The sequence below is a fragment of the Petrocella atlantisensis genome, assembly GCF_900538275.1.
In the GTDB taxonomy this organism is placed as follows: domain Bacteria; phylum Bacillota; class Clostridia; order Lachnospirales; family Vallitaleaceae; genus Petrocella; species Petrocella atlantisensis.
In genome coordinates this window covers 682,892-709,708 of record NZ_LR130778.1, presented here as the reverse complement: position 1 = coordinate 709,708, position 26,817 = coordinate 682,892, and the positions used below count along the sequence as shown (strand labels likewise).

At 37.2% G+C, this 26,817-nt stretch carries 19 protein-coding genes; 13 read left to right on the top strand and 6 right to left on the bottom strand.

Going from position 1 to position 26,817, the window contains the following annotated elements; translation table 11 throughout:
- The first annotated feature begins 2 nt into the window (after nt 1–2).
- The 5 genes from PATL70BA_RS03325 to PATL70BA_RS03305 are packed head-to-tail and all read left to right on the top strand — an operon-like array spanning nt 3 to nt 4,079.
- Nucleotides 3–500: an ECF transporter S component gene (locus PATL70BA_RS03325; RefSeq protein WP_125136050.1), complete on the top strand. Its 498-nt coding sequence runs from the start codon at nt 3–5 to the stop codon at nt 498–500.
- Between the two features lie 11 nt (nt 501–511).
- Nucleotides 512–1,261, top strand: a complete 750-nt coding sequence (locus PATL70BA_RS03320) for a hypothetical protein (protein ID WP_125136049.1) — start codon at nt 512–514, stop codon at nt 1,259–1,261.
- 43 nt (nt 1,262–1,304) lie between these two features.
- A complete protein-coding gene (locus tag PATL70BA_RS03315) occupies nt 1,305–2,252 on the top strand; it encodes an ABC transporter substrate-binding protein (protein WP_172596079.1) in 948 nt (315 codons plus the stop codon).
- A gap of 22 nt (nt 2,253–2,274) precedes the next feature.
- A complete protein-coding gene (locus tag PATL70BA_RS03310) occupies nt 2,275–3,306 on the top strand; it encodes a FecCD family ABC transporter permease (protein ID WP_125136047.1) in 1,032 nt (343 codons plus the stop codon).
- Nucleotides 3,270–4,079, top strand: coding sequence for an ABC transporter ATP-binding protein (locus tag PATL70BA_RS03305; protein WP_125136046.1), 810 nt, complete (start codon nt 3,270–3,272; stop codon nt 4,077–4,079). Before PATL70BA_RS03310 ends, PATL70BA_RS03305 begins: the two co-directional genes overlap by 37 nt.
- 764 nt (nt 4,080–4,843) lie before the next feature.
- Here PATL70BA_RS03305 and leuD read toward each other — a convergent pair.
- Together leuD and leuC are read right to left on the bottom strand one after the other, a co-directional pair.
- Nucleotides 4,844–5,437 (bottom strand): 3-isopropylmalate dehydratase small subunit, encoded by a 594-nt coding sequence (gene leuD / locus PATL70BA_RS03300; RefSeq protein WP_125136045.1) that lies wholly within the window; start codon nt 5,435–5,437, stop codon nt 4,844–4,846.
- Between the two features lie 12 nt (nt 5,438–5,449).
- Nucleotides 5,450–6,928, bottom strand: a complete 1,479-nt coding sequence (gene leuC / locus PATL70BA_RS03295) for a 3-isopropylmalate dehydratase large subunit (protein WP_330510201.1) — start codon at nt 6,926–6,928, stop codon at nt 5,450–5,452.
- A 76-nt stretch (nt 6,929–7,004) separates the two neighbouring features.
- Here leuC and PATL70BA_RS03290 point away from each other — a divergent pair, with 76 nt between their 5' ends.
- From PATL70BA_RS03290 to PATL70BA_RS03275, 4 genes are all read left to right on the top strand, one after another.
- Nucleotides 7,005–7,883 carry a LysR family transcriptional regulator gene (locus tag PATL70BA_RS03290; RefSeq protein WP_243115957.1) on the top strand — a complete coding sequence of 293 codons (879 nt, stop codon included), beginning with the start codon at nt 7,005–7,007 and terminating at the stop codon, nt 7,881–7,883.
- A 78-nt stretch (nt 7,884–7,961) separates the two neighbouring features.
- Nucleotides 7,962–12,827: an Ig-like domain-containing alpha-2-macroglobulin family protein gene (locus PATL70BA_RS03285; protein WP_125136043.1), complete on the top strand. Its 4,866-nt coding sequence runs from the start codon at nt 7,962–7,964 to the stop codon at nt 12,825–12,827.
- Nucleotides 12,811–13,689 (top strand): AmmeMemoRadiSam system protein B, encoded by an 879-nt coding sequence (amrB, locus tag PATL70BA_RS03280; protein WP_125136042.1) that lies wholly within the window; start codon nt 12,811–12,813, stop codon nt 13,687–13,689. The genes PATL70BA_RS03285 and amrB overlap by 17 nt, the downstream gene beginning before the upstream one ends.
- A 97-nt stretch (nt 13,690–13,786) precedes the next feature.
- Nucleotides 13,787–15,304, top strand: a complete 1,518-nt coding sequence (locus PATL70BA_RS03275) for a putative bifunctional diguanylate cyclase/phosphodiesterase (RefSeq protein WP_125136041.1) — start codon at nt 13,787–13,789, stop codon at nt 15,302–15,304.
- An 11-nt stretch (nt 15,305–15,315) separates the two neighbouring features.
- Here the strand turns inward: PATL70BA_RS03275 and PATL70BA_RS03270 are convergent, their stop codons facing one another.
- The gene (locus PATL70BA_RS03270; protein WP_125136040.1) at nt 15,316–15,855 is read right to left on the bottom strand and encodes a permease; all 540 of its coding nucleotides are present in this window, start codon (nt 15,853–15,855) and stop codon (nt 15,316–15,318) included.
- A complete protein-coding gene (locus PATL70BA_RS03265) occupies nt 15,855–16,334 on the bottom strand; it encodes a permease (RefSeq protein ID WP_125136039.1) in 480 nt (159 codons plus the stop codon). The genes PATL70BA_RS03270 and PATL70BA_RS03265 overlap by 1 nt, the downstream gene beginning before the upstream one ends.
- A 122-nt stretch (nt 16,335–16,456) precedes the next feature.
- Between PATL70BA_RS03265 and rarD the strand changes: the two genes are divergently transcribed.
- Nucleotides 16,457–17,392, top strand: a complete 936-nt coding sequence (rarD, locus tag PATL70BA_RS03260) for an EamA family transporter RarD (protein WP_125136038.1) — start codon at nt 16,457–16,459, stop codon at nt 17,390–17,392.
- Nucleotides 17,393–17,464: 72 nt separating this feature from the next.
- On the opposite strand, the gene nrdJ is transcribed toward rarD, so the two are convergent.
- On the bottom strand, nt 17,465–19,822 hold the full coding sequence (nrdJ, locus tag PATL70BA_RS03255) for a ribonucleoside-triphosphate reductase, adenosylcobalamin-dependent (RefSeq protein ID WP_125136037.1): 2,358 nt from the start codon (nt 19,820–19,822) through the stop codon (nt 17,465–17,467).
- A 475-nt stretch (nt 19,823–20,297) separates the two neighbouring features.
- On the opposite strand from nrdJ, the gene PATL70BA_RS03250 reads away from it, so the two are divergent.
- The gene (locus tag PATL70BA_RS03250) at nt 20,298–21,149 is read left to right on the top strand and encodes a CvfB family protein (protein WP_125136036.1); all 852 of its coding nucleotides are present in this window, start codon (nt 20,298–20,300) and stop codon (nt 21,147–21,149) included.
- A gap of 102 nt (nt 21,150–21,251) precedes the next feature.
- On the opposite strand, the gene argS is transcribed toward PATL70BA_RS03250, so the two are convergent.
- The gene (gene argS, locus PATL70BA_RS03245) at nt 21,252–23,009 is read right to left on the bottom strand and encodes an arginine--tRNA ligase (RefSeq protein WP_125136035.1); all 1,758 of its coding nucleotides are present in this window, start codon (nt 23,007–23,009) and stop codon (nt 21,252–21,254) included.
- 350 nt (nt 23,010–23,359) lie between these two features.
- Here argS and PATL70BA_RS03240 point away from each other — a divergent pair, with 350 nt between their 5' ends.
- Both PATL70BA_RS03240 and PATL70BA_RS03235 read left to right on the top strand, forming a co-directional pair.
- Complete coding sequence (locus PATL70BA_RS03240; RefSeq protein ID WP_125136034.1) at nt 23,360–23,734, top strand: response regulator; 375 nt, start codon at nt 23,360–23,362, stop codon at nt 23,732–23,734.
- A gap of 3 nt (nt 23,735–23,737) precedes the next feature.
- Nucleotides 23,738–26,815, top strand: coding sequence for an ATP-binding protein (locus tag PATL70BA_RS03235; protein WP_125136033.1), 3,078 nt, complete (start codon nt 23,738–23,740; stop codon nt 26,813–26,815).
- Nucleotides 26,816–26,817: the final 2 nt, after the last annotated feature.

Here is a 26,817-nt window from a genome sequence, read left to right as displayed (position 1 = left end):
TTATGAAAATAAGAACGAAGGATTTGGTAACAACAGGACTTATGATTGCTATGGCAGCCGTACTGGCTCAGTTCCCGATTTATGGTAGTATTGCCTTTGATGCCCTACCGGCTTTTTTAACAGCAGTCATGATTGGCCCGGCGCTTGGTGGTATAGTAGGGTCCATTGCTCATTTACTGGTAGCGATGTTTACAGGTTTCCCATTGACTTTACCCCTTCATTTGCTTATTGCAGTGATGATGTTTGTGAGCTGTTTTATTTATGGTAAGGTACGTCAAGATTATAATAGATATTTGGCGATAGCTTTGGGCATAATTATAAATGGGCCGGTTTCACTCGGCTTTATATCCATATTTGCTAAGGTACTTGGTATGCCTTTTTCAGGGATGGTCATGTTCACGACCCTACTTTTACCTTTATTGATAGGTGCAACAATCAATATCGTGGTAGCGGACATGGTATATGGCATCATCAAAGAAAAAATACAAATAAAAGCTTGAGGTTGAATTAAATGATGAATTATAGAGACATCCAACTTATAGATAAAGACGACAAAAATTTTATAGCCATCGCTTGTGATGTGTCAGGGGGTATTGGAGAAAAACCGAATGATCTCATTCGTGTTAGCAACGAAGTCGCCGGATATTATGCCGCTGCAGTACCATTAATCGAATTACTGAGTATCCGTGGTACCCCTATGAGTGTGGTGAATACCTTGTCCGTTGAGATGAATCCATCCGGTATAGCCATCATAGGCGGTATCAAAAAAGCTCTAGCTGAAAGTGGTGTGGATGAATCGTGTTTGACGGGTTCTACGGAAGATAACATTCAAACCAGTATGACGGGTATTGGTGTAACAGTCATTGGTGATGTTGAAAAAAAGGCCATACGCGACAAGTTACCTCAGCGTGGACAACAGGTTTATTTGGTAGGACTACCTAAGATGGGTCAGCAGCTTCTTGAAGAAGAAATAGAAGGTCAATACGGGGAAATCATCACCTTAGAGTGGGTAAAAAAAATCAGTAAATATCCACAAATCGGTCATATGTTGCCGGTTGGTTCTAAAGGCATTAGATACGAAGTTGAGACTTTAGCAAAGACCAATGGATTAGGTTGCATGTTGAAATCAGGTATGGACATTGATCTAGAGGCTTCAGCCGGCCCTGCTACATGTATGTTGATTTGTATGTACAGTAGGGATGAGATGTTTTTGACCATGCAAACCAAGCAGCCAATCAGGCAAATCGGTCTGTTGTTATAGTAGTGTATAGATTATAAATCAAACATAGAAAATGGAGAAAATTATGATAAGCAAAATATCAAGAAGTATATTCATTATGATAGCACTTATGTTATTATTAGCGGCTTGTGCCCAAGAGGATGTGTCAATAGAGGAAAATAAGACAGCACCAATATCAAATGAGGGTGCTTTAGAGCAATACCCAATGACCATTATGGATAAGTATGGTGATTCTGTGGTTATTGAAGCGGCACCGGATACGTTGATGTCTTTGTCACCTGAGATTACAGAAATAATATTTGCATTAAATGCCGGTGATCTTATGATTGGTCGCTCAACATATTGTGATTATCCTATAGAAACTGAAGAAATTCAAGATTTCGGAACACTATTTGACTTAAATATAGAAAGTATTGTAGAAGCGAATCCGGATGTACTCTTTCTTTCATCCATGGCCTCTGAGGAATTGGCTTCAAACCTTAAGAATCAGGGCATTACTGTGGTTATATTGGATAAAGATAGTACACTTGAAGGTACCTATGAATATTTTCAAATCGTGGGACAGATTATTAACAGAAGCGATGAAGCCAAGGTATTAGAAGAAAAAGTTGGGGAACAGATTGAGGCGGTCAAAGTGGCCGTAGATGGCTTAACACCACCTACGGTTTACTATGTTGTTCATGCTGCTGAAGGGGTAGATACAACAGCTACAGGCGAAACCTTTATTCACGATATGATTACGTTAGCTGGTGGGGACAATGTGGCCAAAGATGGGTCGGACTGGATGTATAGTCTAGAAAAAATTGTTGAAAAAAATCCCTATATTATGTTATGTTCCAAATATTGGGATACAAAAGCCAGCATTGTAACGCTTGAAGGTTACAAAGATCTGGAGGCGATTAAAGAAGATCGTTTATATGAGGTCGATGAGAATATGATTGTAAGACAGGGGCCAAGAATAGGGGAAGCTATTGAAGTTATGGCACGCATATTCCATCCGGAGGCATTCTAGGGATGGTAAAGTGGGGGATCCGATGAGAAAATCATTAACAAACATTAATTTCATAATTGCAATGGCTCTACTGTTTCTGACCATAGCCATTACAGCTACTATGGGGAGTGCAAACATATCCCTTGGGGATTTTATAGGAACCATTTTTAGTAAATTGCCTATTGTCGGATCGCATTTTGAAACCATAGGCAGTTATGAAACCATTATCTTTAATCTTAGGTTGCCTAGAATCATACTGGCCCTTCTTGCTGGCATGGGCCTTTCAGTGACTGGGTGTGTGTTTCAAGGTGTGTTTTCTAACCCTATGGCAGAGCCGTATTTACTGGGTGTTTCTTCAGGCGCAGCATTTGGTGCCACCCTTGCTGCTATCATGGAGATACAAATGCGTTTTTTATCCTTTACGACGGTTTCTCTTTTTGCATTTGTAGGTGCTATAACGGTAATGCTCCTAATTTACAAATTAGCGGTCATAAAAGGAGAGCTACCGGTTTCAGTGTTGTTATTATCCGGTTTGGCGGTCAACTACTTTCTAAGTGCCCTTATTACACTTATTATGACTTTTAATCAAGAACAAGTTGAATCTGTATATTTTTGGACTTTAGGTAGTTTTAAGAATGCTTCATGGGACAAGGTGTCTCTTGTATGTTTGGTTGTTGGCATAAGTATTTTATATATCTACAAGCACAGTGGTGAATTGGATATGATTATGATGGGGGATGAACAGGCAAAATCCGTTGGTGTAGAGGTTGATAAGCTTAAAAAACGGCTTTTAATTGTAAGCTCTTTGGTTGCAGCCGTGATCGTTGCTTCCAGTGGGATCATCGGTTTCGTGGGTCTTATAATTCCTCATGGTGTAAGGTTGATTACCGGTCCAAGTCATAGAAGGCTGATGCCTATGGCGGCCATAAGTGGCGGTATATTCTTAATTATTTGTGATACCATTGCAAGAGTAACGTTAAACAATAAAGAACTATCTGTAGGTATCATAACAGCTTTGTTCGGTGTGCCTTTCTTCCTATGGCTTCTGTACAAACATCGAAAGTTGGTGGGCTAATGGGTTATGAAGTACCCTTACAAGTTAAAAACTTAAGCTTTGCCTATGACAAGCAAGATGTGTTGCACCAGGTTGAGGGTGATTTTTACCAAGGTACATTTTATGGTATTGCCGGTCCAAACGGTTCGGGAAAATCCACCTGGCTGAAGCTTATGGCCGGTCTAAACAATTGCCCACACAACCGTATTCATATTTTTGGGCAAGATATCCATAAGATGCCAAGAATGACATTGGCAAAAAAAATCAGTTTTGTACCTCAAATGTTTAACATGAAGTATGCGTTTACAGTAGAGGAAGTCATCATGATGGGTCGATATCCCTATACAAACAGGATGACCAATATCACCCAAGAAGATTACGACAAAGTTGAAAAGACCCTTTTTGAAACAAATCTGATGTCTCTAAGAAACAGGCATGTTAATGAGTTGAGTGGTGGTGAGCTTCAAAGAGTGGTCATAGCAAGAGCCATTGCTCAAGATACGGATATCATTCTTCTAGATGAACCTATTTCTCATCTAGATGTTCATTATCAGTTTGAAATTATAGCTTTATTGAAAGAAATCTGCAGAAATCAGAACAAAATCGTCATATCCGTTTTACATGATTTGAATATTACCATGAACCATTGCGACCATATTTTTCTAATGAAAGAGGGTCGAATTATTAAGCAAGGGGAACCTCTTAAAATACTAACAGAAGAGAATATAGATGAGGTCTATAACTTGAAAGTGAATATGCTGATTAATCATGATAAGAAATGGATTACTTGGTAGAAGAGAACACTTCGTACGGTCAGCGGAAAACCTGTGTATCACATCTACTCGGTAATAAGTCGTCATTTCGTCATGAAAAAGCGCTAATCAATCATCCTTCTTATTTAATTTTCAAGGAAAGTCATACTTTAGTATTCAGCCTTGAAGCGTGGCAGAATACGTCAAGGACCTTTCCTTTCGAACCGTTCAGAAATATGAGCAGAGCTCATAGCGAAGCGAAGCTTCTTTTCTTGCATCCATGTAAAAATGAAGGACGTTCTACATCCATGTAGAACTGTGATTGATCAGCGCTTTTTCTTTCCTCATTTGGTTCCGCATGTGCGTCATTTCATTAGGCTTTAATTCATAGGCTTAAATTCATATGCCTTTAATGATACTCTAAATTAAGCAGTAATAATATAATAGCCAATATCGACTATGAAGTTCCTGGAAGCAGACTGTATGATGAGGCTCATAAGAAAGTAACCTCAAGCATCATGTCAGTCTTCAAGAAATGATGCTAATAATGAAAACTTTCTTATGAAATTTGTTAGTCAGCATGGATGCTGACCGTCGACTTTTGGTGCATGGATGCACCAATCGGAGACCGTAATCATACAGTTTGTGGAAGGGTTTTCATAGGACCCACTTTAATAACACATTTATTGTATCCTAATTTTATATCAGAATTAAAGTGTCAGAACTAAGTTTATCTAAATCACATATCAAAAAGAGCTGACTCAGTTTTTGAGCCAGCTCTTATATTAAAATAAGATAATTGAAATTTATACCAGATGATGTTCCTTCTCATACTTTAGAATCTTATCTTCTTTTAGTAAAGTGAGTCCGATATCATCAAGGCCATTTAACAACTTATGTTTGTGGAAAGGGTTTATATCAAACTTGATTTCTAACCCGTCATTGTCTTTGATGGTTTGTGCTTCAAGATCCACTTCCAACTTATAGCCTTCTTTTGCATAGGTTTTTTCAAATAGAACATCCATCATGCTGTTATCTAGTTCTATTGGAAGAATACCATTGTTAAAACAATTATTATGAAAGATATCCGCATAACTCGGAGCGATAATGACTTTAAAACCGTAGTCTTCAAGGGCCCACGGTGCATGCTCTCTGGAAGAACCGCAACCAAAATTGGCTCTGGAAATTAAAACAGAAGCGCCTTCATATCTTGGCATATTAAAGATGGAATCTTCAATCGGTTGATTTTTCTCATCGTATCTAAACTCATAAAAAACATACTGGCCAAAACCGCTGCGCTCAATGCGTTTTAGGAATTGTTTAGGGATGATGGCATCCGTGTCTATATTGGTTCGATCGATTGGCATAACAATGCCATTAATTTTTTTATAGGGTTCCATGATGATACCTCCTTAAGCTTCTAATGCTTCGATTTTTCTGACATCAACAAAGTGGCCATAAATAGCTGCAGCGGTGGCCATAGCAGGGGATACCAAATGGGTTCGACCACCTCTGCCTTGTCGGCCTTCAAAGTTACGGTTAGATGTTGAAGCACAACGTTCTTTTGGTTGCAAGTAATCCGGGTTCATGGCCAAGCACATACTACATCCGGATTCACGCCATTCAAAACCGGCTTCTATAAAAATCTTGTCAAGCCCTTCGGCCTCAGCAGCAAGCTTGACTTTTTGTGAGCCGGGAACCACAAGTGCCGTAACACCCTCAGCTACTTTGCGACCTTTGGCTACTTTAGCAGCTGCACGAAGGTCTTCTATACGCCCGTTTGTACAGGAACCGATGAAAGCGTAATCGATTTTAATATCCGACATTGGTGTGCCGGAGGTAAGGCCCATATACTCAAGGGCATTTTCACAAGATTTTTGATCATCTGCAGACTCAAAATCACTAGGAGATGGAACCACATCACTAATACTGGCACCCATTGAAGGGCTAGTACCCCAAGTGACTTGGGGTTCCAAAACATTCAAATCAAATTCCAAAGTCGCATCGTATACCGCATCATCATCTGAAGCCAAAGCGCGCCAAGTAACAACAGCATCTTCAAAAGCGTCACCTTTAGGTGCATGTTGACGTCCTTTTAAATAATTGAAAGTGGTATCATCAGGGGAGATGAGGCCTGCTCTTGCACCTGCTTCTATGGCCATATTGCAGATGGTCATACGTTCTTCCATAGTCATTTGTCGGATGGCCTCACCTGTGAATTCAACAACATGACCGGTTCCAAAATCTGTACCATATTGGCTGATAATGCCAAGAATAACATCTTTTGCTGTTACGCCATATCCAAGACGACCAAGTACTTTGACATTCATGGTTTTGGATTTGGATTGTTGTAAACACTGGGTGGATAAGACATGTTCCACTTCACTAGTACCAATACCAAAAGCTAAGGCACCGAAAGCACCGTGGGTAGCCGTATGACTGTCGCCACAAACGATGGTTTTTCCCGGATGGGTTAAGCCCAGTTCGGGTCCAATAACATGAACGATGCCTTGATCAGGGCTGTCGAGTCCATATAAGGTTACGCCAAATTCGGCGCAATTTTTTTCCAAGGTCTCGATTTGTACTTTTGATATTGGATCTGTAATGTTATATCGATCTTTTGTGGGAACATTGTGGTCCATGGTTGCAAATGATAGGTTAGGTCTTCGGACCTGACGGTTGGAAAGTCTTAAACCTTCAAAAGCTTGAGGCGAAGTCACCTCATGTAATAAGTGAAGATCGATGTATAATATTCCTGGTTTGCCAGTTTCTTGATCCACAAGGTGGTTGGCCCAAATCTTTTCATAAATAGTTTTGCCTGACATAGTAATCATCCTTTCATCCATTGTAATGCCTTTAAATACAAGACGTTTACATTTTATACTATCCATTGTATACTTTTAGTAGATATAAATAAAATAACTATTATTGATAGGTTACATAACCATAAGTTATGGAGGTGCTATAATGACGGCGGAATTGTATTATGTGTTTTATCAGGTTGCAGAATATGAAAGTATTTCTAAGGCGGCAAAGGCTTTATTTGTATCTCAACCGGCTATTAGTAAATCTATACGGAACTTAGAGGCGGATTTAGGCGTCTTATTATTTGTAAGACATGCTAAAGGCGTTACCTTGACGACAGAGGGGCAGCTTCTATATGATCATGTAGCCACGGCCTTCCGCCAAATACACGAAGGAGAAAAACTTTTACATCAGCTTAGAGATAGGTCTTTTGGGGCTATTAGAATAGGTATCAGTAACACTTTATGTAAGTATTACTTTATGCCTTTTTTGAATAGGTTTCATCAAGTATACCCTAAGCTTAAAATTGAGATTGTGAATAGAACCAGTTTAGAAACAATGAAGCTTTTAGAGGAAGGTTTTTTAGACTGTGCTATTATCAGTGATCTAAAAGCAGATCAACCCTTTGAGTTTATTGAACTGATGAAGATCCAAGATATATTTGTGTCAAGACAGCGTCCACCAAAAGCTGTTATCCCTCTTAAAGAATTGGAACATTACCCTATGCTGCTATTGGAGCGTAATAACGCTACGAGAGATCATTTGGAACGTTTTCTTGAACAACATCATGTCGCACTAAATGTTGATATTGAAATCAGTAGTATGGAGTTTTTAGTAGAGTTTGCAAAAATCGGACTAGGCGTGGCTTCGGTTATTGGGAATTTTGTAACTGAAGAAATTAGCGATAAAAAAATATATGAGTGGCCAGTAGTACCCATGATTCCACAGAGAAGCATCGGATTGCTTTTTGATAAAAAGCGTGGTATTTCAATTGCATGTAATACATTTATAGAATTTATGAAGACAGACAATGGTATTTAATTCCCTGTATTTTCTATACGAAAAGAATAAGAAAGTGTATAATGAAACATATATTGAGCTTAGGTGAGGAGTGGTAAAATGGGTACAAAAAAATGGATTAAGGATAATAAATTAGGATTGATAACAGGGTTGTTGGCAGTTCTGGTGATTGGTGGCATTGCCTACTGGTTTGTGTATGGAAGAAAACCCATTGATGCACCTCATCAGGAAGTTACAGAGGTGACGGAAAATTATCGCATTGATGCTATGGAGGTAAAAGCCGTTGAAGCATCGGAACAAGGCATATCTGTAAACAGTCCTTTTGAGATTCAAATCGAAGGTGTTATAAATGCTGATACGCTAAAGCAGGTCCTAAAAGTGAAACCGGATAAAGCGTTTACCATTTCAGAGATCAATGAGCAGGATTTAACTTTTAAATTAGCCTTTGATGCACCACTAGATGCCGGAGAAATCGTCAGTATGGTTTATGACCAAGGTGAGACGCCTTTTGGTTTTGCGTTCCAAACCCATAAGATATTAGCCGTAAGTGCAGTATATCCTGCCGAAGATAAAGAATATGTACCGACCAACACACTCATAGAAATTTATTTTTCTAAGGATATAGAGGCTTCTGTAGAAGACTATATAAAATTAACACCACAGGCAGAAGGACGCGTGGAGGTTTTTAATAATGTCTATAGATTCATTCCGAAAGTGAATCTTGAGCCTAATACGAAATATACCTTAACCATAGAGGATGGCTATGTGCATAACGAGGAGACACTTGAGTCTTTTGAAACGACATTTACAACAGATTACAGCGTACAATCAAATCAACAGCTTATCAGTTTTCAGAATGAGGATTTACTATATCTGAATCCGGATGGTCTTCAAAGCTTTAAAGCTTATAGTGATCTGTATAAAGAAGGTGAATCCATATCTATTATGGCATACCCAATTAAAAATGCTGTGACAGCGATAAGCCTAAATGGGATGGACCCAATAAAGGCATACGACTATCTCGAAACCAACAAGGAAATTACAGAGACACCCATATCGATAGGCGGTAGATATGATGTTTATGATTATTATCAAGGCTATGTCACTTTAGGTGAGAATTTAAGTAGGGGTTATTATTATTTACTGTTTGAAAAAGGTGATAAGATAGGTGGTAAGTTGTTTCAAGTGACAGAGTATAATGGTTACTTGATGGCAGACAACGACCAACTGTTGGTGTGGCTACAAAGCACCGGTTCTAATGCGCTTGACAGTGTCATTACCATAGATGATGCTTCAATTGGTTCGACGAATGGGGCAGGATTAAGTGTTATACCTTATAAAGCACCTCAAAATGCATTTAAGATGGTGAAAATAAAGACGAAGGAAGCACAGCCTTTATTAATGCCCTTACGTACGGGTACTTATGAGAAGCAATTTTCTGAAGATTATTGGTATTATGCATATACAGATAGGTCCGTCTATTTACCTACAGACTTGATTTATTTATCTGGGTTTGTTCAACATAAACAAGGTAGGGATATTAAAACGGTTACCATTAAACGGGTCATTGGCGATAAGATTCTTGAAGAAAAAACAGTTGCGCTATCAAAAAACGGAGACTATCTTACCTCTTTTGAGTTTGAGGACCATTACGGTTATGGATTTGATCTGCAAGTATTTATTGGTGATCAGAAGTTGACAACTGTGTATGTTGGCATCAGTCAGTTTGAAAAACCAACAGTAACGATGAAGGCAGATATAGATGCAGAGATAATGATGATGGGGGATGAAATTGTTGTAAGTGGTGATGTACAGTACTTTGAGGGCACACCATACGCAAATCCCAAAATCGCTTTAGAAAGTGACTGGAATATTATTTTGAGAGAGGGACTTGAGAGTGTTCAGTTCGAAGGAGCGGAAAGTGGACATTTTGAGGAAAGATTTACCCCTTATTTGGAAACAACCACATGGCATCCTGAAAGAGTCAACCTATACGCTAGGCTTGATACCATAGACAATTATTATGATACCATACCGATCTCTTTTACCATGCTTCCAAGAGATATGATGACCATCCTTGATCTTGAGAAAGATGAAGAGGGTGGATTTGAGATGACCTATAATACCCATAAAATAGATATAGAAAAGTATGATCCGGAAATATGGGATGGTTCAAATCTTAAGGGTGACCCTATAGGTGATGTGAATGTTGAAGTGACAGTAAAGGAAATCTATTATGAAAAGGAATTTGTAGGTCAGTCCTATGATGAAGTTATGAAAGTGACCTACGATCGCTATAATTATAAGCGTATTGAGTCGGTCGTTATGAAAACCTCTTTGGCAACAGATGCTCAAGGCAAGATAGGATTCCATTTTGATCAAGTAATAGATGGACGTGATTATGTGGTCGAAACCGTAACCTATGACCAAAAAGGACGTATTATCAAAGATACACTTTATTACGGCGCAGATGTATTTTATAGAGATACTTTGGCTTATAATCAGTACGCTTATTTAGATAGTGATAGCTCTGCCTATGGTCTCGGTGAAGATGTTCAGATTTTTCTAAATACGGATGACGGAAGAATACAAGGTGATGATCAGGATCAAATGCTTTTCATCGTGGTTAAAGAGGGTATATACGAAACCTATTTGTCAGATACACCCTCTCATACACTGAAATTTGAAGAGGATATGATACCTACAGTATATGTTCAAGGGGTATATTTTGATGGTCAGTATATGCATGCCGGTTATAATTTTAGAAAGTATTTGCAGTTTGATACAGATGAAAGAGAAGCCGTGATAGATATTCAGTTTGAGCAATCCAATTATAAACCGGGAGATACGGTTCATGGCGTCATCACTATGAAGGATAGAGATGGAAGACCACTAGAAGGCTATTATAATATGAGCGTGGTGGATGAAGCTTATTTTGCATTGTATGAAGATTATAAAGATCCAAGAAGCGAGCTTTACCAGTGGCATTATAACACGGCTATACTAGGAGAAACGATTGCCACATCTAAGTTTATCGAGGCAACCTTTGGTGCAGAAGGCGGTGAAGGTGGTGATGGTAGCATACGGTCTGATTTTAAAAATACGGCTTACTTTAATAATGGAACAACCAATGAGCGTGGTGAAGCTAACTTCTCCTTTAAAGTACCTGACAATCTAACCAAATGGCGCGTGACGGTAAGCGGGATTACCCAAGACTTGTATGCAGGGGTATCGAAGGAAAATCTAAATGTAACCTTACCTTATTTTGTGACAGCTTTATTTGCAGACACTTTTTTAGAAAAAGATGTGCTGGGATTAACCTTAAAGTCGACATCTAAAAATGCTCCCTTAAGTTCAGAGGTTAGCTATAAGGTGAATGTCAAAAATCAAGAAGGGTATGATTGGTCCTATGAGGGCCAAGGTTTGTTAAATGATTTTATGTATGTGCCTGTTGGTTCACTACCCTTAGGCTCATTGATACCGGGGAATTACACCATAACGATAGAAGGGTCTATACCGGGTCATAAGGATCGTTTATCAAAAAACATACAAATCCAAAAGAGTGCACAAAAACTGTCTTTAAATCATAAAGAGACGGTAGAAGAAAGCACAAGTATTAAACATAATGGACAGATGGTTCACATCACTATGATGAACCCAATGGCTAGAGAACGTTACGAGATGTTATCAAGATGGTTATATAATCATGTGGATGCTCTAGAGTACAAGGCAACAGGCTATATGGCATATCTCAAAATGAAAAATCTAGGGTTTGATGTTAGTCATCTTACATGGCTCAGTCAGAAGCCTTATTATTACTTGCCTGAAAACAATCTCTATAATTCGACCCATTCAAGTGATGGGAGTGTTATAACTACCGTGGACTTGTTACAAATGGGATGGCGCGATGTTATTGAAAAAAGTGAAGTAGAAAGACTGAAGCTTGGATTATATCAAAAAGCGATGAGCAATAAGACCAGCAATGTTGACTCTATGGCAGCTTTATATGGTCTTGCTTTACTTGGTGAACCGATGTTAGAAGATGTAAGAGCAGCAATATTGCTGCCAACTTACAATGAAGAGCCTTTAGCCTTGCTCTACGGTATCAAAGCTTTAACGTATTATGGCGCATATCAGGAAGCCATACAAACATTAGAAGCGTTTTTCCCTTCAAATGGTCAAAGTCTTGGGATAGACTATATTGAATCGGATGATCAGAATCAAAATAAGAAAAACGCTCTGTTAATGGCCATATATTCGGACTTAAATCAAGAACAAATGGCCGGTTCTATATATGAGAGAATTAAAGATTTGGAAGTGAAAGGTTATATCACAGCCAGTGAAAGCTTTTATTATATCACCCATTTACCAACCAACTTGCTTGAGAGTGTTGTAGAACTAAGTATAAACAAACAAAAAGAAACAATAAGACTAGGTTATGACGATGTATGGCATCGGACATTAACCGCCGATGAAGCGAAGGAGACAGTGTTTTTACCGGTTAAAGGGGAAACGACCATGACAACCACCTATATCGGATCTTATCAAGACCTAGAAGTTCATCAAGACCTAGGCGTTGAGACCAGAATTATTGAAGAAGAAGCGGGCATAAAAGTGGGTGACTTAGTAACTGTTGAGCACAAGGTTACAGTCAATCAACCTACAAGTAGCTTTGAGGTTATGGATGTTTTACCTGCTGGCTTAGTATTTGTCGGTAATGTAGAGATTTCTTCGAATGATGTAAATATGCTGGTATATAATAACAATGAAGGAAGATTCTCACAGTTTTTTGCGTATGCTTATCATCATAATGCAGAAAAGCTAAACAATTATGAATTTGTGCTCACCTACCAAGCACGGGCGATTACTATTGGCAATTATGGTTATGAGCCAATTGTCGTACTTGATACGAAAAATCAAAATTATTCAATAGGAGAAGGGATAAGCGTTGAAATTATTCAATAGATTTTTTATGTGGATGCTCCTGCTTGTCATTGTAGGTACGTTAGAAAAAAGCGCACCTATAACCTATAAGGCGCCTGAAGTTGTTGCTTATGATATAGATGCACGAGTGTTTATTGATAAAAAACAGATAAATATAAGGGACTTTGATGATGAGGAACCTCTTAAGGGTGGACTCGTACCGCATCATAATGTAGCCCATCAGATGATTAGTGATTTCTATGAAATACTAGAGAAAGATGTTGACTTAATCATACTTATTGGGCCTAATCATAGCGGCAAAGGTCCAAGGTATCAAACCGTTGGTTCATCCTATATGACCCATTTTGGTCGGGTTATACCATCACCTTTGTTTGGAGAGTTAATGAATAATGATAATATTATGAAGGCAGATGAGGTGATGCTTAGAGGTGAACACAGCATCGGCATCCATATGAACTTTATAAAAGCTTTTTATGAAGATACGCCGGTTTTGACCCTGTTGGTTCACGAAACCGGAGGTATTCATGGTGTGGATCGCCTTGTTAAAAATATAAAAGATTTCATTGGGGATAAAAATGTTGTTGTTATTGGTTCAGTTGATTTTTCTCATGATTTATCCCTAGAAAATGCAAATCAAAAAGACCGAATAACCAAAGAAATTATTAGAAATAAAAGTTATAAAAGGCTCTTTACCTTAAATAACGACCATATAGATTCTCCAACGACGGCCTATTTGACAATTATGCTTTTAAGAGAGATGGGTTACGAACATCAAGACTTATTGAGTGAAAGTAATGCTGCTCTCATTTTGAATCGTCCTAGCATGAAAGCAACAACCAGTTATTTGGTATATGGCTATAAAAAAAGCGAAGAGATTCAGTAGGCGTAAGGGTGGAACGTCCCTTTCCATAGCATAATAATATGAAACATGTTATAATAATAACACTATATTATAGAAGTTGTAACATGAGGTTTCATTTATGAAAGAAAAGGGATGTTCTCTAACGATGTTAATACTTGTACTTATGACCATGGGTCATACATCCTACGGTGCAACAGAAGTGACCAATGGGCCGAAGGCAAATGTGTTGGTTTCTATAATGGTGCTTACTGTTCTGCTAATAATTATTCTTAAAATGCACTTGGATATAAAAAAACTAAAGGCAACTAAGTTGGAACTTAGTGATCAAAATAATATCTTAAAATATATGGCAACACATGATCCTATAACGCATTTATACAACCGGGGTACGATGGTTGAGCATACTCAAAAACATTTGTTAATACAAGAAAATAAAGTCAGTTATTTGTATGATATAGCCATAACGAATCTTAGATTAATCAATGACACCTATAGCCATGACATTGGTAATGAGGTGTTAAAAGCAGTTGCCAAAAGGCTTAGAGAAGCATTTGATGGGTATTCAGAAACCTTGGGTATGGATCAAATGACTTTTTTGGCTCTAGAAAGCAACACAAATTGCAAGGAAGATGCCATAACACGCGCTTATAGTATAATTGAACGTTTGTCCGTACCGATTGAAGTGGATTATATGGAAATTGATGTGCTAATCAGTGTGGGTATAGCCATGGCACCGGATCATTCAATGGATGCGAAACAACTTATAAAAAAAGCCAATATGGCCTTGGTAGAATCTTTGAACCGTGGATATAAAACGGTATACTATTATGAAGATACACTGTATATTGATGTTATTAAGCGTATTACGATGGAAAAGCAATTGAGAAGGGCGATTAAGTTAAATGAGATGGTGCTGTATTATCAACCTAAAATCAACTTAAAGACCATGAAGGTTGATGGATGTGAAGCTTTGATAAGGTGGCATCATCCTGATGGACATATTATATATCCTAATGATTTCATACCTCTTGCAGAAGATATTGGTTTTATTGATGATATCGGAAAATGGGTGGTAAAAGAATCGATTTGTCAGGTAAAGAGATGGCAAGAACAAGGGCATAGTATTAGAGTGTCTTTAAATGTCTCAGGAAAAGAGTTTGATGATGAATTCATAGAACACATACATCAAAATATTCAAAATCAAGGTGTAGATCCTTCCTTGTTAGAAGTGGAGATTACAGAAACTGCTGCGCTTAAAGATCTTTGCCATAGTCGGCATTTGGTACAAACCCTTCATGATTTTGGAATCAGGGTTTCTTTGGATGACTTTGGCACAGGTTATTCATCGATGACCTATATTAAACAGCTTAAAGCATCAAAACTTAAGATTGATAAGTCTTTTATCGATGACCTGGATAATATGGAGCAACGCGTTGTCATTGAGTCCATGATTTTACTAGGAAAGAAATTAGATTATTACATTAATATAGAAGGTGTCGAAACTAGAAATCAATTAATCATATTAAAAGACTTAGGTGTGGATGAAGTACAGGGTTGGCTTTTTAGCAAAGCTATTTTACCGGAAGCCTTCATTGACTATGTGAAAGACTTTGATGAAAATGGTTTATCGTTGTAATGACATCAAATTTATTGAGCCATAGCATGTATTTTGTCAAGAATAGCTATTTTCTCATGAGGCTTTAAAAGACTTTCCAAATAGAAAGATCCGACCAAGTACATGAGCATCATCGAAGTAATATGAATCATTGTAAATTGAATACCTAAAGAAGTCATTTCAAAGAGTACAAGTGGGAGTTTGGCAGACGTCCAAGTGCCCAAAAAGAAGAAAACATAAGCAAAACGTGCACCCTTGCGTAACAATAAAGCGGCTATAGGGAATGCAGCATATAAAGGGCCAGCGGCCATTGACCCAAGCAAAAACGAAAAAAATAAGCCTGTTAATCCTGAATGATCACCCATGTATTTGATCATGGTTTCTTTTGGAATCCAGACATCCATTAATCCAATAAGGATAAAGATTGGCGGAATGACACCCATCATGGTCACAAGATTGTCATAGGAGATGTTTAAAGAGGATTTTGCATATGCGGGCTCAACGAAAGCCATTACAAGAATCATTAAAAGAAAAGTTAATGTGAATTTGTGTCTGATTAATAAATTTTTCATTATAGAATCACCCCTATCAAACCGGCAAAAATTAAAGATGCAAGTAGTGCAAATACATTTCTAAGTATTGTGGTTTTGTTGTTAAAGTATTTGAGTTCAATGGCCAAACTGGAAATGCCAACGGCCATCAAAGTTGAGATGAAAACAGCAACTTGAGGGTAACCTGCGCCTCCTATAAGTAAATTTTCACCCAGTGAAAAGGCTACAAAGCTTGGCATGAAAACGATGGAGCCAAGAACGGCGCCAATGATGATGCCGATTAAACCGGATTCGTCACCTAGCAGTTTACCAATAAGATCAGGAGAAACCAATGTTAACATGATACCAACAAAAAGTATCATCGGAATTAAGGCAGGGAGTAAATTCGTAAAAGCCTTATAGGCTTTTTTTAGCGCCATTTTTGTTTTTTCCTTGTCCCTAAAATAAGACAAAAGCGTTAGTAAAATCGATGCCGTATAAAAAAATATTGTTGTGGTCATATGAACCTCCATTTTTAACAGTTTATATTATTATATTCAGATATTATGATTTTGTCAATAGTATTCAATTTGTTTTTTTTATGCTATACTATCCTAACTAAATAGAAGTGGAGACAGTATTTATGGAAAATAAATTAGATATAAAGGGATATGCTTTAGTTTTTTCATCTTATATTATGTGGGGTTTGCTGACTTTTTATTGGAAGCAGCTAACGATGCTTTTACCATTTGAGGTATTATCTACGAGAATTATATTTTCATTTATAACCATGGGCTTGGTATTGATATGGAGAAGAAATCATCTTTTCCTTTCTTATTTAAAACAATCCAATAAAAGAAGAATATTAATGATGACCAGTCTCTTAATTATGGCAAATTGGGTTATATATATTTATGCTGTTAGCTCGGATCAGATTGTACAAGCCAGTCTTGGCTATTATATTAACCCACTTATCAGTATTTTATTAGGACTTCTTTTGCTTAAGGAAAAGATTACGAGGCTGCAAACAGTAGCAGTTGGTTTTGCAGTAGCGGGTGTCCTATATATGACATTTGGCTATGGTCGTTTTCCATGGATATCCATTGCTGTGGCTATGTCCTTTGGTTTCTATGGTTATTATAAGAAAAAAGAAAATTTGGATACTTTAAACAGCCTTTTTGTGGAAATGATGATGGGCTTACCGCTCGCAATAATGTACATGTTATGGCTTAGTTCTAAGGGTGGCGCTCATTTTATAACAGTGTCACCATGGGTTACATTTTTGATGTGCTTAACAGGTATCGTATCTATTGTACCGTTACTATGTTTTACAGAAGGTGCTAAAAGAATACCTTTGTCAAGTGTAGGCTTTCTTCAGTATATAGCGCCAACACTTATGTTGCTTATAGGTGTTTTGGTTTATGATGAACCTTTTACCAGGGAGCAATTACTGAGTTTTGTATTGATATGGATTGGCTTAAGTCTCTATACTTTTAGTCTCATTAGATCTAAACCTAGAATGATTCTAAAAACAGATGAAAAAGCAAAGGTCGTAGAGACACTAATAGAATCTAAATAAAACCAATACTTTTATTATAAAACCGGATTCATCCTAAGATGATCCGGTTTTTTGTGTTATTATAGGATAATATTAACGGATAGGGCAAGCACCGCCATCACAAGTTTCTGTGCCAAGATCCAACTCAATCTCATGTTTTTCATATTTAGAAAGTAGACTAGGAATGAAAGGTTTCATTTGTGCTTTTCTTTCATTATAGTCCTCCTCTGTAATGGACTCATAAGGGAGCAATTGGTAGAAACTATCATCTAGGGATAAAAAGGATAGTGCAACAACATCATCCCAGTTTTCCCATACCCATTCTTCAACGAGATCCCACTCATGTTCACGGACGTGAATGGTTATGGAGCAGTTATGATCCACGTAGTTTTCCATGAAGAGCTTATAGTTTTCTAGTTGTTCTAGTGCAGACACGTCGTACTTTGTTGTGCCATTAGGAGCCTTTACAGGGAATTCAATAACCTTAGTCGTACAAGTTGCCATATCTTGTCCTACTTCGGGGAAAATAGGATAATCTAATTCCTCACACACTTTTACAAGTGGATCTGAAGCATTAATTCTAACCCGTCTCACATAATAAGGAGAATGAGAGTAATGTACACCACTAGATACTGTAGGCAACTGACTCAAAGTTCCCTCGGGTTTTACAGTTGTTACAAGAAGTGGTGGGTTTTCACCAATATCACTGGCATATTCATTGGCAGCATCTATAGCCACAGATCTAAGGTCACGCAATAATTTTGCCTGAGCTTTTTGATCATAAGCAAGCGCGTTTACCATATCTTGCCACCCGGTCAAAGAGCATCCTAGAAGTTTGTCACGGTCTTGAATGAAATTCCAATCGGGAATCTCAAGTTCTACACAGGTCATCCTATATCCGGCCCTTGCAGATAGACGCTGGGCTTCCATGAGACCATCATAATCTAAAGTATTATCATCGTTTACATAGGCAAAAACATTAATCGTTGTTAAATTACACAAGCCATTAGAATCTAGTAGTATTTCTCCACAAGGGTTAACGCCGTTCATATTGGTTCTACGCTTGGCACCTGCAACTTCATTAACCCAACCCGGCTCACCTGAATAACGCATTTGTTCGATTTGCCAATGAAGCTGCGCTCTTGTTGGTTTGCTCTGATAGTAGATGGAGTTGTTACTCATTTGTCTGTGAATGATATCTTGGTCTACAATCCATTGACCATCAATTTGTTTGTAAAGCGCATTTTTAGCTTCAATACATTCTTTATCATCCGAGTCAACCAGAACGATTTCGGCAGTTCTTCGAACACCACCGACAACCACGTTTTCACCTATGATATTTGCAATGTCTAAACAATCTATGGGTAATAGCTTGACAAGTGCATCTCCAAGGACAACCCCACGTCGTCGTACCACATTGGTTATTTTGGTAAACATATTTTTCAAACTGGTATGTCCACTGGCTGTTCCACCAAATGTTTTTAAGAGTTCTCCTTTTGGACGAACATTATTGTAATTGATAACCACAGTATTGATTCTACGGTACTCATTGGAATAAAGAATTTTTATAAAGAAATCCAATGATTGTACCCAACCTTCTTTACTGTCGCCTATAATAATTTTAACTGTATTATTGTGGGAGAAGTCAAGGCTTGTGCTGTCTTCACGGAACTGCTTCGGAACAGGTGTATAGTCTTCGTGAATGACTTCGAAATCCGTTCTAAGCTTTGGCAGTCTTGCCACATCAGATTTAAGAACTCTAACGCCAACGCCGGAACCGACCATCAATAAGTAAAACAAGTCTTTATAGGCATTGAAGCTATTGATGACGGTGAAGGCACAATTGAAATTAGCCATCGGATAGTGTTTGGCAACGTCAGTTCCACCAACCCAAAAAGTTCGACCGGATAAGAATTGCCTCAAATTAAAAATATTATCATATAATTTTTCTGCTTCACGTTTGGTTGTTGGTACCAAGCTACAATTATATTCAACAGATCTTCTTACAGTTTCCCACCAATATTCTCTTCTTTTTTCTTCGGGAAGCCATCTGGAATAGGTTCTATAGTAAACAAAATTACCAAGTTGCTTCATTGGGTTAGGGCGATGCTTATATCGACTGATGAATTCCTCGCTTAAAAGGCGTCCATCTATTCTCTTGGATCGTTGATCTCTGGTTTTGTCACGTTCATATCTATATAAGATGTAACGTTTTGCCGCATCTTTTCTGGTTGATTCCATTAGGAACTGTTCCACAAGATCTTGTACATCTTCAACAGATACAGGACTTTGCATCTTCTCTAAGCTTTCTTCCACACGTTCGCTTATTGAAGCCGCTAATATTTCATCAACGCTATCTTTCGTTTCAGCCATAGAGAGCTTGATGGCTGTAGATATTTTCTCAGGAATAAAAGCTGTAACGGTACCGTTACGCTTTAATACTTTTATCATAGCTGTACACCTCATTTACAATATATAGTAGTTAACAAGAAACTGATACACTACATATTGTACCAACCTCTAATCTAACTGTCAATGGCGTTACACGAAAAAAACATAGGTTAAGGCGATTTGTGAAATATGACAAAAAGTAATTAGTGGGGGATGGGCTATTGACAAGCTTTAAAAGGTCATATATACTTTGAGTATCAAAATATTTGATGATAAATATTTTTTCATTTTCTATTCTAGGAATAGAAGCCCCCTTTTTAATGCTAGCATGATAAGATATTGTGCAACACCGGCTATGAAGTCGGTGTTTTTTTTATTCTATGGAAAGCGCTACTTAGACCTTATGTAGGAAGAAAGGGTAAGGTTTATCTTGTGGAATATAAAAAATACTGTTATATTAAGTGTATATGTTACTAGCACGATTGCAGGTAATCGTTAAGAAAATTGAAGAAATTATTAGAGGAATAGGTGGACCATGATTGAATTAGGAAAAAAACAGACATTATACGTCGTAAAGAAGACACCGCTTGGTATATTTATCAATGAGAATTCCGATGATCTCATTAATAGTATAGTACTGTCAAATCAAGAATTAGAACGTGCCGGAGATGAAAAAGTATACGAGTTAGGTGATGAGATAGAGGTCTATTGCTATTTGGACCAGAAGAAGAAGTTACAAGGCACATTAATGCCTCCCTTATTGTGTAATGGTGAAATCGGGGTATTAGAAGCTATTGAAACCAATCAATTTGGCGCTTTTTTAGCATGGGGCTATGATAAAGATATTTTGATGCCATTTAGTGAACAGTTACGACCGATCAAAAAAGGTTACAAGGTATTGGTAGGTATATATGAAGATAAATCAGGTAGGCTTTGTGCCACCCAGAAACTAAAGAAAATTCTTCGAAGTGACAGTCCTTACAAAGAAAACGACCAAGTCACAGGTTTGATTTATGATATTAAAGAAGATATGGGTGCTTTTGTAGCTGTAGAAGGTAAATACTATGGCCTCATTCTATCAAATGAGCTATTACCAAATATGAAAATCGGTCAAAAGGTTGAAGGACGTATTACCAAAGTGAGAGATGACGGAAAGTTGAATCTGACAACCGCTCAGAGAATCGATTTTCAAATGGATTCAGACTCGGAAAGACTTTATTTGAGATTATGTGATGCAGGTGGATTTCTACCCTACCATGATAAATCGGATAAGGATGTCATTAATAAAGCATTTAACATGAGTAAAGGTGCTTTTAAAAGGGCACTAGGTAGGTTGTACAAAGAGGAAAAGATTTTGATTAAGGAAGATGGTATATACAAGAGATAATGATGATTAAACAAAAGAGCTGGGCTGTTTCAGAATACAATCTGAGTCAGCCCAGCTTTTTGTTATCAAATAGGATTCAAGCCCTAACATTTAACCCTAGTATCACATTTTCTCAGGTACTTGGATACCAAGTAGATCAAGACACAAAAGTAAACATTTTTGTGTAATCTGAAGCAGTTTCATCCATGAACCACGCTTTATAGGATCTTTTTCATTAATAATATGATGCGCATGGTAGAAACCATTCGCCAAGGTAGCTAAATCATAGACATACTCGCATATAATATTGGGAGCACGGTCTTTGGCAGCCAAGGTAAGTGCTATTTCCAGATTGTCGATTTTTAACATTAACTGACGCTCAACTTCACTGGATGGCGTTACAATCGTACTAGGCTGGAATAATTCTTCTCGAAGTTTGTTCATAATATTGTTAATACGAACATAGGTATAAAGGATATAAGGACCGGTCTTGCCTTCAAATGAAGAGAATTTGTCCAAATCAAAAACATAATCCTTCATACGGTAGTTAGAGAGGTCAGCATACTTAAGGGTTGCTAGACCGACAATTCTTGCCGTTGTTTCAATATCGACGCCTTCTTTATCATTGATTTTTTCTTTGGCATTCGCCTCAATAGAATCAATAAAGTCAGCAAGCTTTAGAATGCCGCCATCTCTGGTTTTAAAGGGTCTGCCGTCTTTTCCATTCATAGTTCCAAAACCGATATGCTCCAAAGAAGTTTTGGAGGGTGCAATACCATGGTCGGAAGCACATCTAAAAACTTGAATAAAATGGTTGGCTTGTCGGCTGTCAACAACATAGAGAATATAGTCGGGGTCAAAGTCTTCGACACGTTGCTCAATGGTAGCAAGATCTGTGGTACCATAAAGAATAGAACCGTCAGACTTATAAATGATAATCGGTGGAATTTCTTTCTTATCTTCAGGACGGGTGACATCAACAACCATAGCCCCATCGCTCTCATACAAAGCACCTTTTGACTTAAGTGTGTTAATAATCTTAGGGACATACGCATTGCTGTCACTTTCTCCATACCATAAATCAAAATGAACGTCTAAGCGGTTGTAAATGGTTAGGATATCTTTTACAGATAAATCTACAAAATGTTTCCATAAAGCGATATAGCCCGGGCGGCCATTTTGTAAATCAAAGGTTGCTTTCTTCGCTTTTTCATTATAATCAGGGTCTTCTTTACAACGGTTGCTGGCTATAGGGTAGATTTCTTCAAGGTCAGAAAAATTAAAGGGTGGTTCAGTAGGGTATGGGCCTTCATATTCAGGGTCGAAGTAGGGTAAATCAGGGTAAAGTCGGTTTACCTCTACAATTATCATACCCATTTGCAAACCCCAATCGCCAAGATGAACATCACCGATGACTTCATGCCCCAAGAATTTAAAGAGACGTTTGATGGATTCTCCAATGATGGCAGGTCTTAAATGCCCAACATGCAAAGGTTTTGCAACATTAGGTCCACCATAGTCAATAACAATCTTTTCAGGGTCTGTAGCTTTTTCGACGCCCACTCTAGAATCCTCAGAAATACTTTCAATATAGTCCGCTAAGTATTGATCAGAAAGGGATAAGTTAATAAAACCGGGTTTTACAGTCTCAGCCAATGAGAACATATTTTCGAAGTGTTCTGTGGATTTAAGATGATTAATAACTTCATCACTAATAATAAAAGGTGCCTTTTTATAAGCTTTTGCAGCACTCATTGCGCCATTACATTGAAATTGACATAAGTCCTGTCTGGCTGAGGTGACGACCTGTCCATACGTTGGATCGTAACCACAGGCTAAGAAAGATGCTTCCATAAGTTTGGTAAGTTGTGCTGTCAACATAGTATTCACTCCTTGTGTGTAATAAGCCTTTATACATCAATAAAACTTATTGAAATATTCATTATATAGTTAAAGGGTCAAAACTAAGTTTCACTAAACGCACATTTGGTATATGTGAAAGTTCAACGATATGGTTTTGACGCCTTAACCAATACATTATAGCTTATTATGTATTGGAAGTAAAGGTTCCGGTAGAGGAAGGTCTGGTTCATTGAAGGTTCAGTAGACAAACAAAAGGCCAAAGTGTATAATTATAATATCTTCCAACCATAACTTACATATGTATAAAATATTATGGATAGAAAGATGGGGATACCTATAAGTATAGATGAGAAAGTGAGGCGTTTAAAATGGATTTAAAGGTTAGAGTATTGATTGTAGATGACTCGATTTTAATGCGAAATAAATTGGTTAAGATTATTGAAAGCCTTCACTATGAAGTCGCTGGCATGGCACAAGATGGTGAAGAGGCTTTAAGGAAGTTTGATGCTTTGCTTCCAGATATAGTGACCATGGATATATCCATGCCAAATATGAATGGCCTTCAAGCGGTAGAAGCGATTATTGCTAAGCATCCAAATGCCAATATCATCATGGTAAGTGCATTGAACCAAAAGAAAATGGTGCTAAGAGCTTTGGAAAAAGGCGCTAAACATTTCATTATTAAGCCTTTTGAAGTGGAACGGTTTAAGGAAGTTGTAGAAAAAGTTCTATGGGAGATGTAAAAAATGAAGCTTACTAAGGACTTGCCATATATTTTATTATTTGGGTGTGTTTTGTTGGTTGCAATCCTAGCGTTCAACTATACAAATCTAAACATAGGTATTGGAGAAGCCTCAACTTTTGAGATACCCTTGACAAGGGTCGAATCTGATTTTGGTAATGGCATGCACCATACTAAGACACATAAAGATCCGGAATATATTGAGTATAAGATTCAAATAACTAAAGATGAGTTAACCTCAGTGAGCAACCAACATCTTTTCTTGAGTGTTGGTTATTTTACGGTACAGGCATTTGAAGTATATTTTAATGGTACGCATATTGCCTCCATAGGGGATTATATGCATGGACGAAGTGATGTGGGTAAGAAAACACATATCATTCCGCTGCACCAACATCTTCTTCAGGAAAACAATACGATAACCTTTAAAACAAGAAGTATAATTAATACAGGTATTAAAGGAAATCTAAGTATTTTAAATGATGTTTCTATGATAAGAAACAGACAATGGAGTATGTTTGAGTATTGGTTAATTTCTTTTGTGGTCTTAGGAACACTATTATTATCAATAGTATTAATCTTTCTTTCTTTTTCCCTCATACGTGTTAGAGATTCAGTTGTATATTCATCTTATATTTGCCTAAGTATTGCAGTTATATTCTTATCCATTCATTCTATGGAACTAATAGGGGATAATTATTACTCCATGGATTATTCTATGGCTTTTAGAATAAATAGAACTTACATATTTCTTGCTGCATTTTCAATCATAGGGGCGACTAAATTCTTTAATACGAAGGCCAAGCGTTATTTTGTAGCACCTTCTATAATATTGGCGGTTATCGGTGTAACATTTTTAATTAAAGATGTTCATACTTATAATAAGTATGCAGAGTATTTGATACTGGTATTAATCGGAAGCATCATTTTATCCATCATCCAACTTATGTACAGCCATCATACATTAAAAATGAAAAGGTTTGGCATTAATGTGGCTGCTACTATTATTTTATCTATTGTAATTAGGCAACTCCCTTCTATAATTAATCCAGAAGTGGTTCTTGAGAGAAATCTTGTTGGCATTGTACCACTGTGTATGTTTTGGTTTTTAGTAACGTACAGTATTCTTAAAGAAATAACGATTATTTATAAAAATGAAAAGAAAGAAGCACAAGCTTTAAAGAGTCAACAAGAACATGTTTATAAAAACATGGGCGAAGGCTTTTTTAAGGTTGGACCAAGTGGTGTCGTTGAGGATGTTTTGACACAAGTTTGTAACAGTATTTTTGGCAAAAACATTAATGGGGAAGATTTAGCTGAGTTAATTGGTATAAGAGAGGAAGAAGGTTTCATTAAGGAACTTTTGGAAGATTTGTTTAAAGGAAGTATACCTTCTGATTTGTGTTTTGAATTATTACCTGAAGAGCTTGAAATAGGCAATCACTTTTTCCGCTTGACCTACGAAATGGAAAAAGATAAGAATCAGATATCAGCACTCATAGTTGTTATGTCAGATATAACAGAAGCAAAACGTTATGAGCTAACCCTATCCGAAGAAAGAAATAAACTGAAAATGGTGGTCAGCACCATGCTCAATCGTGATGATATTGTGGAACTTGTGAATGAATTCCTTGACTTTACAAAAGATATTAATGAAGGCATTTATAAATCAGAGGAGATTATCAACAAAGTTCATACATTCAAAGGGAATTTTGGGATGTATAACTTGTTGCATATTGTACCTTTTTTACATACTTTAGAAGATCGACTTATTAATGGGGATAAAGTAGACCTTAATCTGGGCAATAAGCTTAGAAATATTATTTATGAAGACTTGGAAATAGTAACAGATATAACAGGTAGCTCTTTCTTCGAAGATGAACTCTATCTATCGGTCAATAAAAATAACCTTAAGAAAGTTTATCAGACGGTTCATCGATATTTTTATGATAAAGAAGCATCTTTAATTCTAAGCATTGTGGATCAGCTGTTCTATAAATCGATTGGTGATGTATTGATGTTTTATGCAAGAGAAAGTGCTAAAACGGCAAGTATTAAAGATAAAACAGTAAATGTAGCGATATTATCAGGAGATGAAGTTTTTGTTGATGTTAATTATTATCGGGATATTTTTAGATCCTTAGTCCATGTTTTTAATAATTGCATTGAACATGGTATAGAAAATGAAGAAGAACGGCTTATGGCAGGAAAGACACCCTTTGGAGAAATTAGTTGCAACATTGATGATGTGGGTAATTTTTTTGAGATCAGAATATCAGATGATGGTAGAGGTATTGATTTAGGAGAGGTTTATTATAAAGCGATTAGTAAGGGAATAGTCACAGAAGAAATTGCAGAGAAAATGAGTGAGGAAGAAATGCTAAACCTCATCTTTGAACCGAATTTTAGTACAAAAAGTTATGCAGAAACTTTAAGTGGCAGAGGCGTAGGTATGGCAGCGGTTAAAGCTGAAGTTGAAAAAATTGGGGGGAAAATTAGGGTTAGCTCCCTTATGGATTTTGGAACCACGGTCAAAATATTATTGCCTAAGAACCAAGCGAAATTCATTAAGTTTTTCTCATTGCCGATTGTACTGGATCTTTATGTGGAATCCTGTAAAATCTACCTAAAATCCAATAGTGTATTGAATCTGCCCTTGTCCGTTTCAGGTATTAATAAAGGTGTTGAGATTTTTGATGTAACAGTTATCATCCCTTTTAGTGGTCCAAAGTCCGGTGCATTTTATTTCTCGGCAAACAAAGCTTTGATTAAACGGCTCGCGAAGGCAATAATGTCTTTCGATACCCTTGATGACATTACTGAAGATTTATATAATGAAACCAAAGGTGAAGTTATGAAAGAAACATGTAACATTATTGCCGGTAATGCGATCTCTCTTTTTGATGTGGACAACAAGATAGCCGATATTGGAATACCCAGTATTATTGATCCGAATCATGACGTTTATGATTTTAATATGTTGACATGGAGTCTTGAATATGATGACTCAAATTTTTGTCTTGGTATTGTTATTGATTATGAGGGTGAAGTCTTAGATATGGAAGGACTATTAGATTATTAATA